Here is a 9,475-nt window from a genome sequence, read left to right on the forward strand (position 1 = left end):
TATATGATACTTTCTGTTAAAAGTGAAGTGATTCGACCTATTTTTTTACAACGAGATTAAAATAAGAAAAACCGGAGGATGCTCACAGTTCCTTTAAGATCATTTTTGTGTCTGTGTGACACTCCAGTTTCGGATGGTCACTTTCCGAGGAGCGCGACCACTGATAACTTGCTAAAGAAAAGCACTATACTAAGTGGAGATTCAAAATCATAGAACTGTGATTGCTAACTCATAAAAAGTCAATTTATATTTCCATAACTAGTTATATCGTTTTTCCCTTTTTCACGTGCTTCTTTTTGACTTTGCGTGCATTCTCTGAGATTTACGTGCATCTTTTTGACTTTGCGTGCATTCTCTGAGATTTACGTGCATCTTTCTAATTTCGGTTGGAAAACGAAATACTCATATATTTCAACCTCAACAACTTTTGCTGATTAGAAAAACTTTCTACCCAGGTATATCAATAAAAATTTTTCACAAAAAATAAAACCAGAACCAGAAGAGTTTACCACTCTTCTATTTCTGGTCGATCTCCTTTGCTATTGCCTTTTTTGCTAAAACGTTTTGTTAATTCCGCTTTCACATCGTTTAATGTCACGTTTTGTTCACTCATCAGTACAAAACTATGGTACAGAAGATCACTAACCTCTAGCGTCAATTCGTGCTGATTTTTATTTTTTGCAGCGATTACCACTTCGCCTGCTTCTTCGATCACTTTTTTACCGATCTTATCTACTCCCTTTCCAAAGAGATAATTCGTGTAAGATCCTTCAACAACCGTTTTTTTTCGTTCTTCTATTTCAAACATAACTTCTTCAAAGATATTTGTATTTACTTCAAGATCTTGCTTGCGGTCCCCTTTAACCTCTTGAAAGAAACAAGTTTTTTCACCTGTATGACAAGCTGGGCCATTTGGAACCACTTCAATTAATAGTGTATCCTGATCACAATCCAACTGAATAGACACTACCTTTTGCGTATTTCCCGATGTTGCTCCTTTATGCCAGAGCTCTTTTCGAGAACGAGAATAAAACCATGTTTCCATAGAATCTAAAGTTTTTTGATAAGATTCTTCATTCATGTATGCCAGCATTAATACTTCTTTCGTATTTGTATCGGTAATAATTGCAGGAACCAATCCTTTTGAAAAATCAGGCTTCACGAACATTCACTCCTTTTTCCATACAACTACGTTTTACTTCCTCAACAGAAAAGGTATTTTCGTGAAAAATCGATGCTGCTAATCCGGCCGATACATCGGTATGGGCAAATACTTCGGCAAAGTGATCCGGGTGACCGACACCACCAGACGCAATTACAGGAATACGAACAACATCAACAACTGCTTTGGTAAGTGGTAAATCAAATCCTGATTTCACACCATCGGTATCAACACTCGTTAATAAAATTTCACCTGCTCCCCTACTTTCTGCTTCTTTCGCCCACTCGATTGCATCAATTCCGGTATCTTTGCTACCACCGTGAGTCATTACGTGCCAACCATCTGGATATTTCTTAGCATCGATAGCCACTACAATACATTGTGAGCCAAAACGATTTGCAGCTGTGGTAATTAAGTCAGGATTAGCAACCGCTGCTGAATTCATTCCTACCTTATCAGCACCAGCTTGTAACAATCTCGTTACATCATCAATGGTTCGTACACCACCACCAACTGTAAATGGAACAAATACATTTCGTGCAGTATCACGAACAATTTCCACGATCGTGTTCCGTGCTTCATTCGTCGCAGAAATGTCTAAAAAAATAATTTCATCTGCTCCAGATTCTGAATACTGCTTAGCCATAAATACAGGATCACCTAATTCACGCAACGAAACAAAATTAGTTCCTTTCACAACTTTTCCATCCTTCACATCGAGACAAGGAATAATTCTTTTTGCTATCATGATTGGCGTGCCCCTTTTAATGTGACTTTTCCTTGGTAAATTGCTTTACCCACAATCGCTTCTGCAATTCCTTCTTTCGCAAGTGTTTCAATGTCTTGATTATCTTTAATACCTCCAGAGGCAACAATTTTACAAGAAACTGCGTTGTTGAGTGCTACCAATTGATCAACGTTTGGTCCTGTCATCGTTCCATCCTTAGATATGTCCGTAAATACGATCGTTTGTACCCCGAGCGCTTCCATTTTTTTTGCAAAATCAATATAATCTAACTCGGAAACCGTTTCCCAGCCATGAGTAGCTACCTTGCCGTTTTTCGCATCAATACCTACAACGATTTGTTTCGGATATTTTGCTAATGCTTCCTTTAGAAAATCTTGATCCTCGATTGCAGCCGTACCCAGTACTAATCGATCAGCACCAGCCTCGATAAGTTGTTCAACCGTGTCCATTGAACGGATACCGCCTCCAACTTGAATCGGTACCGAAGATTGTTGGCATAGTGTCTGTATTAAATCATATTGCCTTGCTTGGTGGTCACGTGCGCCATCTAAGTCGACAATGTGAACAATCTCTGCTCCATCTTCGATAAATGTTTGTAATTGTTTGATCGGATCACTAGCTACTTCTGTCGTTTTGCTGAAATCTCCTTGATATAGGCGTACACATTTTCCATTGATCAAATCAATCGCTGGTAATATTTTCATTACTGCACCTCTTTTAAGAATGTTTGTAAAATTTCCGAACCAACCTCAGCACTCTTTTCTGGATGAAACTGAATCCCAAAAATTGAGCCTTTCCGAACAATCGCAGTTACTTCTGTTCCGTAATTCGTCTTGGCAACAATATACGAAGGATCTGTTTTCGCAGCAAATGTGTGAACAAAATACACATGTTTTTGCTGAAAGGATTGAAATGCAGGTTGATCACTACTAATTACTAGTTGATTCCAACCAATATGAGGTAGAATATGTGGCGTATCAATCCGTTCTACAGTTCCTGGAATAAGCGCTAATCCTTCCGTAGTACCGCCTTCTTTTCCTTCGGTGAATAGCAATTGCATGCCTAAACATATACCAAGAAACGGTTTTACTTGGGCAAGCTCTTGTAAGAGTTCTTTTAAATTCCTTCTTTCAATTTCCTCCATTGCCGCTTGAAATGAGCCAACTCCAGGCAAAATCAGGTGACTAGCTCGACGCAATTGTTCTGGATCATCTGTAATGATTACCTCGTATCCTAATCGTTCAAATGCTGTTTTTACACTCGCTACATTACCCATACCATAATCAACAATTGCAATCATTCGATTAACCCCTTTGTTGAATTAACCCCTTTTATGTCTGGATTGATTTTAATCGCTTCTGATAATGCCCGACCAAGTGCTTTAAAAATCGCTTCAATTTTATGGTGTGTGTTCATTCCGTACAATACGCGAGCATGTAAGGTAATACCTGCATGTAAGGAAAATGCTTGGAGAAATTCGCGTACTAATTCTGTATCAAAATTACCTAGAGACTGCTGATCAAACGTTGCATCGAAAACAAGATAAGGGCGCCCGCTAATATCTAATGAGACAAAACCCAATGCCTCATCCATCGGTACATAAGCCGTCCCATATCGATTGATTTGCATTTTATCACCTAAAGCTTCTTTGACAACTTGACCAAGAACAATTCCAACGTCTTCTACCGTATGATGGCTATCAATATGTAAATCTCCGTTTGCTTTCACGGATAAACCAATTCGTCCGTGTCGAGCAAACAGTTCAAGCATGTGATCAAAAAAACCAACACCGGTTTCAATCGATACCTCACTGGCATCATCTAAATTACAGCTCACTTCAATTTGTGTTTCAAAGGTTTGACGTGCTTTTGAAGCTTCTCTCATATAATCCCCTCGTTTCTAGTTTTTTTTCAATCTTTTCTCAACCGCGCGAGCATGCCCTACTAAATATTCTTCGTTAGCAATGGTGACAATATCTTCTGCCGCATCAGTTAATGCTTTTTCTGAATAATAAAGGAATGTTGTTTTCTTAATAAAATCGTCAACAGATAATCCTGACGAGAATCGTGCTGTTCCTGACGTTGGTAACACGTGATTTGGTCCAGCGTAATAATCACCTAACGATTCTGGAGTATAGTGCCCCAAAAAGACTGATCCGGCATGCTTTATTTTGCCTAAATAGTCTAACGGGTTATTTAATTGAATTTCCAAATGTTCAGGAGCCAACTGGTTCGACAGTACAAATGCTTCATCTAAATCGGAAACAAGCACAAGTCCGCCTTTTTCTTCTAACGAAACACGAGCAATATCTTCACGTGGTAATACAGCAGTTTGTTGTTCCAATTCTTTTTTTGTTGCTTCTATTAGCTCAGCAGACGGTGTGAATAAAAACGATCGAGCGTTTGTATCATGTTCTGCCTGGGCAATCAAATCAGCTGCTACATGAATAGGATCAGCACTGTCATCTGCAATAATCGCAACCTCGGAAGGACCAGCAACCATATCAATCCCTACATCACCAAAAACCAATGCTTTTGCTGCAGCCACATACGCATTACCCGGACCGACAATTTTATCTACGGTAGGTACGGTCTCTGTTCCATAGGCAAGTGCTGCGATCGCTTGAATGCCACCGATTTTATAAATTGTTGTAACACCGGCAATATCAGCTGCTACCGATAAAATCGGAGCAATGTTCTCTCCGTTACGAGCAGGGGTAACCATAATCACTTCTTCCACACCTGCTAAAACAGCTGGTATGGCATTCATCAATACCGATGAAGGATAACATGCGGTACCACCAGGAACATAAATTCCAACCTTTTCAATCGCACGGTATAACTGACCTGATACAATATCTTCGTCTACTTGCATGAACCGAGAAGATTGTAATTGTTTTTCGTGGAATGCTTTTATGTTTTTGGCAGCATTTTTCAGAGCTAGAATAGTTCGGGCTTCGACCTGATTCCAGGCATCTTTTCGTTCTTGATCCGTTACTTTCCATTCAGTTGGAACATGTTGATCGAATTTTTTTACATATTTTTTTAGGGCTTGGTCTCCGTTGGTACGAATATCAGCAATCACATTTTTCGCCACTTGAAAAACTTCTTCATCTTGTTCATTTTGTGTTTTTTTTGTAAGAACTTCTTGTTGAAATGCTTCACTTTGATAAATGGAAATCATCGTAATGCTCCCTCCTGTTGCAAAGCTTCGATTATTGGTGCAAGTTGCTTTCGTTTAATCTTTAAGGACGAGCGATTTGCGATGCAACGGGCACTGAAATAAAGAAACTCTTCTTGTACGACTAACCCGTTTTCTTTTAAGGTCGTGCCGGTCTCTACGATATCGACAATACCATCTGCTAACCCTAATATCGGCGCTAATTCAACCGATCCTTCCAATTTAATAATCTCCACCGATTCGCCTTTATTGCGGAAAAACTCTTTCGTGATCCCAGTGTATTTACTAGCGATTTTTTTCTTTTGATCTGGCCATACTTTTCCTGCCTCTGTTGCAACTGCCATATGACATTGACCGAATGGAAGCGGGAATAGATCGTAAACATCCGGTTGGAATTCTGCTAAAATATCTCCACCAACAATCCCCAAATCTGCAATACCATGCTCAACATAGGTTGTCACATCAGGGCCTTTTGCAAAAATGAACTGAAAATCATCTGTTTCTACTCGCAATTTCCGCCCTTTATTCACTAATGGATCAATATCAAAAGATAATGATGCAAAGAAATCAAGAAACTGTTTTTCTAATCGACCTTTTGTTAGTGCAATACAAGGTTTCATTTGTCCACCGCCTTCTCTTTTGTTGCGTCTTCAACTGGGATAATACGATCATAATGATGATTGTCTGGTAACTGATATTGGATATCTACGATTTTATCTTCAAAATCCTCACGCAGTTGTTCCGCTTGTACGTGCGTTTCTTCTGTTGCAAGGATACAAATACGTTCTTTTTGCTCCGTTGCATTCATACTCTCAGCCAGTACATCCACATCAAAAGCTAATCCAACGGCAGAAATATTTTCATTAAATTGTTCATATAACTTATCGTAGCAGCCACCAGAAAAACAAGTTTGACCATTTTGTTGGAGATAACCTCGAAACATTGTACCACTATAATATGGGAGTTCTTTTACTTTTCCTAAATCGACAATTACATTTTCTACGCCTAAAGCTTCCATCGCATCGATCAATTTGTTCAGATGATCAAGAATTTCAACAAGTTGCGGTTGGTTCGACCATAACTCACGGTACTCAGTTAGTATCTCTTTTCCACCATATGCGTTAATTAAGGTCGTTAACTGTTCAGCAATTTTTTCTTGACCTGTTTTACTGGCAATCTGATAGACAAGGTCTTTTCGTTTATCATACATTGCCTGTCTCAACGTTTCTTCTTCTGAATCTGCTAATTCAAGAGTTTCCAACAGAGCTTCAAAAATACCTGTATGCCCCAATTCGATTAAATAATCATCACTATTCAAAGCTTTCAGATAGGTAACCGCGGTAAATAGACTCTCTAACTCACCAAGAAAAACATCTGTTCGAATGATTTCAATTCCGGCCTGTCTACTTTCTGTACCATCTTTGTCGTTACGAAAAACAGAACCTTGGTAAAACCATTTTAATTGTGCTGGGTGTTGTTTTACAAGTGCACGAGCAATTGCTGTCGTCCAATCTGGTCGTAGCACCTCAATTTCTCCTTCACGATTGAACCATTTTAACATCGTTCTCAATTCCATTCCGACATGTTCATTCGTAAACGTATTGGCATATTCAATCACTGGTGTTTCAATCGCTTTAAAATTGCGATTTCTCACCACTTTACGAAAAATTTGATTTACTTTTGCTTGATTGTCTAATTTTTGTCCGATTTGATCTTGACTTCCTGCAGGTAAAAACAATATCACCACATCCGTTTCACTTTATTACTGTACCACTTTACTTAGATAAAGTATTGTTGTTCATACAATATCATGCCTATTTGTTTTACGTCAAGAGAAAAAATTACTTTTCTTTTTTGTTCTCTATCTTTATCATATAGGAAAGGAGGCAGAATGAAAATGTATACAATCGGTGATTTTCATATCCACACAAATTATTGTCCTCATGGAACGATGGATTCAATGGAAGAGTATATTAACGTCGCGATCGCTAGAGGACTAAAAGAGGTTTCTTTTACGGAGCATGCTCCTCTGCCTAAAAATTTTCAAGATCCTGCACCAGAGCGTGATAGTGCAATGAGTTGGAGTGATTTATCCAATTATTTTGTCGAAGGTGAAAAATGGAAACAAAAATATCGTGACCAAATTAAAGTTCATATTGGTTTTGAAGTCGATTATATTGAAGGGTTTGAAACGGATACTCGTTCTTTTCTAAATCAATATGGAGAATTGATTGATGATGCTATTCTTTCGGTACATATGTTAAAACTTCCTGATGGCTCCTATGTCTGTCTTGATTATAGTGCGGATGAATTCAAGCGAATAATCTCCCTATTTGGAGATGTTGATACTGTCTATCAAGCTTATTATCAAACCATATTAAAAGCGATTGATGCTGATCTAGGAGCATTCAAACCAAAACGTATTGGCCACTTAACTTTAGTGGAAAAGTTCAGTAGAAAATATCCAGCCCGTAACGATTTTGCCAATCAACTTGAACCGATTTTACAAAAAATCAAGGAAAATCAGTTAGCATTGGATCTAAATACTGCCGGTTTGTTTAAAGAGGATTGTCAGACGTTGTATCCAAATCCAAGAGTTATTAATCGAGCGAAAGAACTGGGAATTAACCTGGTACCAGGTTCAGATAGTCATGAAGCAAAAACAATTGCACGTGGATATGATCAAATTTTAGGGTATTTTTCTTAAGAATCGGTATGTTGTTTATTAGTTGCATATTAATATGGCACGAGGAATGGATTCCCCGTGCCATTGCTTTCGAATTAATTCTCGAACGAATCGTTCTCTTTCTTTCAATCTAGAAAAAACTATGTCCTTATGTGAATAATAAAAGGCCTGATATTACAACCAAAAATCACATGTAATGAATGGGATTGTTTATGATTTTTCCGCTTAATTATTACGCTGAAATGTGATCTTGTGTTATTCTTTTCATATTTAATCAATTGAGAAAAGTATGAATCCGTTTAATACATGTTGCTACGACCGCTTCAGATGCTTCACCCTGCCTTCTTAGTTTCCTAACTCGCCAGTCAAGGTTACGAATTTGGTCTACTAATATAACACCTTTAAACACAGCGTCATCAGGTAAAGGCACTTCATATCCCCAACCCCTAACTGTATTTGTGATTGGACAAACAGATACAAACCCCGTAATTTCATTAAATTTTTTGGGAGATAATACAATGGCAGGGCTGAATCCTGCTTGTTCATGGCCTGCCTGTGGGTCAAAATTCATATAAACTAAATCGCCTTTGCTAGGTGCTTTCATCTACTAGATTTCCTTCCCCAAGGGTTTACCCCAGTCAATTTCTTCGTGTCTTCGATCTGGTGTGCACTGTTCTAACAAATCATCCAATGTCGGTTCTTTTACTAATGGTTTGATGATAATTTGTTTACCATTATCTATTAACTCGACTTCCGAACCGTTATCAACACCGTATTTTTTTGCTATATTTTGTGGGATTCTCAATCCTAAACTATTTCCCCACTTACGGATTGTGGTAGTCATAACCTCATCCCCTTTGTTATAATTATACAAATTCATTGTACCATACCTCCTAACTATTGTATAGCCATAGTTTATACTATTCAAACTGTAAATATTCGTTAAATTTCAATAGTAACAGAGATAATTACCATTTCATATGAGCAATTTTGCAATAACAAGAGTGAATGGAATGCTAAAAAAAGAACAAAATCGCAGAGCGCCGGTTAAAAACGTAGCAACTGGAGCGAATCAATCGAGATAAAGGAATCAGGTTTTGCTTGCGAACCGATGATGACTTATCGTAGATTACTTCGTGAAGTTGCCTAGTTTTTGGCCCTCGGAGCTGGACGTGGCTATATCTGTTCCGAAAAGTTATCCACAACTAGCGAATTTTTATAATTTCCTCACTAGGGTTGCATAAAATTATAGCGAAAAAGTCAACAACAAATTTTCACCATAATACAGAATATTCAAAAAATATTTTTTGTGCAAAAAAAATGAAAAAAGGATAAAGTGACATTATCGAAGGTGTCATCCATCCATTTTTTTACATTACATTTCACTAATTGCTAACCTCTAAACGTTCCTTCTACCACTTCTTTTAAGGTTTCTCTAAATATTTGCTCATGATCATAAACGTTCCTACCTCCATAGGATGAAGAAGGTGGCTTGAACAATTCCTTTTTACATGTAAGGTATCTATCTAAGCTGAATTTAGAAAGGTGTTTTTTTAGCACCAACAAGCTACCTTTATATAATAAATCAGCTTGTATTAATAGCGTTAAACAAAAGGAAATCATCGCCATATACACTTGATTATATACTGCATTGGGGCTTTTTCCATACATTGTTTTTAACACCATGTGCTGTTTCATC

Annotated in this window: 11 protein-coding genes and 1 pseudogene; 1 reads left to right on the forward strand and 11 read right to left on the reverse strand. The window is 37.9% G+C overall.

Features of this window, described 5'->3' with window-relative positions; genetic code table 11:
- Positions 1 to 505 precede the first annotated feature (505 nt).
- The 8 genes from hisIE to OWO01_RS02140 are packed head-to-tail and all read right to left on the reverse strand — an operon-like array spanning position 506 to position 6,828.
- Entirely contained in the window at positions 506 to 1,162 is a 657-nt protein-coding gene (gene hisIE, locus OWO01_RS02105; RefSeq protein WP_268778769.1) for a bifunctional phosphoribosyl-AMP cyclohydrolase/phosphoribosyl-ATP diphosphatase HisIE, read from the reverse strand.
- Entirely contained in the window at positions 1,152 to 1,910 is a 759-nt protein-coding gene (gene hisF / locus OWO01_RS02110) for an imidazole glycerol phosphate synthase subunit HisF (RefSeq protein WP_268778770.1), read from the reverse strand. Before hisF ends, hisIE begins: the two co-directional genes overlap by 11 nt.
- Positions 1,907 to 2,614 (reverse strand): 1-(5-phosphoribosyl)-5-[(5-phosphoribosylamino)methylideneamino]imidazole-4-carboxamide isomerase, encoded by a 708-nt coding sequence (gene hisA / locus OWO01_RS02115; protein ID WP_268778771.1) that lies wholly within the window; start codon positions 2,612 to 2,614, stop codon positions 1,907 to 1,909. Before hisA ends, hisF begins: the two co-directional genes overlap by 4 nt.
- The gene (gene hisH, locus OWO01_RS02120) at positions 2,614 to 3,210 is read right to left on the reverse strand and encodes an imidazole glycerol phosphate synthase subunit HisH (RefSeq protein WP_268778772.1); all 597 of its coding nucleotides are present in this window, start codon (positions 3,208 to 3,210) and stop codon (positions 2,614 to 2,616) included. Before hisH ends, hisA begins: the two co-directional genes overlap by 1 nt.
- On the reverse strand, positions 3,207 to 3,794 hold the full coding sequence (hisB, locus tag OWO01_RS02125; protein WP_268778773.1) for an imidazoleglycerol-phosphate dehydratase HisB: 588 nt from the start codon (positions 3,792 to 3,794) through the stop codon (positions 3,207 to 3,209). The genes hisH and hisB overlap by 4 nt, the downstream gene beginning before the upstream one ends.
- 15 nt (positions 3,795 to 3,809) lie before the next feature.
- Positions 3,810 to 5,093, reverse strand: coding sequence for a histidinol dehydrogenase (gene hisD / locus OWO01_RS02130; RefSeq protein WP_268778774.1), 1,284 nt, complete (start codon positions 5,091 to 5,093; stop codon positions 3,810 to 3,812).
- Positions 5,090 to 5,710, reverse strand: a complete 621-nt coding sequence (gene hisG, locus OWO01_RS02135) for an ATP phosphoribosyltransferase (protein ID WP_268778775.1) — start codon at positions 5,708 to 5,710, stop codon at positions 5,090 to 5,092. Before hisG ends, hisD begins: the two co-directional genes overlap by 4 nt.
- Positions 5,707 to 6,828: an ATP phosphoribosyltransferase regulatory subunit gene (locus OWO01_RS02140; RefSeq protein ID WP_268778776.1), complete on the reverse strand. Its 1,122-nt coding sequence runs from the start codon at positions 6,826 to 6,828 to the stop codon at positions 5,707 to 5,709. Before OWO01_RS02140 ends, hisG begins: the two co-directional genes overlap by 4 nt.
- A gap of 153 nt (positions 6,829 to 6,981) precedes the next feature.
- Between OWO01_RS02140 and hisJ the strand changes: the two genes are divergently transcribed.
- Entirely contained in the window at positions 6,982 to 7,797 is an 816-nt protein-coding gene (hisJ, locus tag OWO01_RS02145; RefSeq protein ID WP_268778777.1) for a histidinol-phosphatase HisJ, read from the forward strand.
- A gap of 253 nt (positions 7,798 to 8,050) precedes the next feature.
- Here hisJ and OWO01_RS02150 read toward each other — a convergent pair whose 3' ends face one another.
- The 3 genes and pseudogenes from OWO01_RS02150 to OWO01_RS02160 form a co-directional block, all read right to left on the reverse strand.
- The gene (locus tag OWO01_RS02150) at positions 8,051 to 8,380 is read right to left on the reverse strand and encodes a type II toxin-antitoxin system PemK/MazF family toxin (RefSeq protein WP_268778778.1); all 330 of its coding nucleotides are present in this window, start codon (positions 8,378 to 8,380) and stop codon (positions 8,051 to 8,053) included.
- 3 nt (positions 8,381 to 8,383) lie between these two features.
- Positions 8,384 to 8,656, reverse strand: a complete 273-nt coding sequence (locus OWO01_RS02155; protein ID WP_268778779.1) for an AbrB/MazE/SpoVT family DNA-binding domain-containing protein — start codon at positions 8,654 to 8,656, stop codon at positions 8,384 to 8,386.
- Positions 8,657 to 9,168: 512 nt separating this feature from the next.
- A pseudogene (locus OWO01_RS02160) lies at positions 9,169 to 9,475 on the reverse strand (IS4 family transposase); the annotation flags it as partial.

It is taken from the genome of Natronobacillus azotifigens (genome assembly GCF_026805325.1).
GTDB lineage: Bacteria > Bacillota > Bacilli > Bacillales > Amphibacillaceae > Natronobacillus > Natronobacillus azotifigens.

Bases quoted from the DNA above. Each gene is read 5' to 3' on its own strand.
- hisF (WP_268778770.1), bottom strand. From the start codon at position 1,910: ATGATAGCAAAAAGAATTATTCCTTGTCTCGATGTGAAGGATGGAAAA.
- hisA (WP_268778771.1), bottom strand. From the start codon at position 2,614: ATGAAAATATTACCAGCGATTGATTTGATCAATGGAAAATGTGTACGC.
- hisH (WP_268778772.1), bottom strand. From the start codon at position 3,210: ATGATTGCAATTGTTGATTATGGTATGGGTAATGTAGCGAGTGTAAAA.
- hisB (WP_268778773.1), bottom strand. From the start codon at position 3,794: ATGAGAGAAGCTTCAAAAGCACGTCAAACCTTTGAAACACAAATTGAA.
- hisD (WP_268778774.1), bottom strand. From the start codon at position 5,093: ATGATTTCCATTTATCAAAGTGAAGCATTTCAACAAGAAGTTCTTACA.
- hisG (WP_268778775.1), bottom strand. From the start codon at position 5,710: ATGAAACCTTGTATTGCACTAACAAAAGGTCGATTAGAAAAACAGTTT.
- hisJ (WP_268778777.1), top strand. From the start codon at position 6,982: ATGAAAATGTATACAATCGGTGATTTTCATATCCACACAAATTATTGT.
- OWO01_RS02150 (WP_268778778.1), bottom strand. From the start codon at position 8,380: ATGAAAGCACCTAGCAAAGGCGATTTAGTTTATATGAATTTTGACCCA.
- OWO01_RS02155 (WP_268778779.1), bottom strand. From the start codon at position 8,656: ATGAATTTGTATAATTATAACAAAGGGGATGAGGTTATGACTACCACA.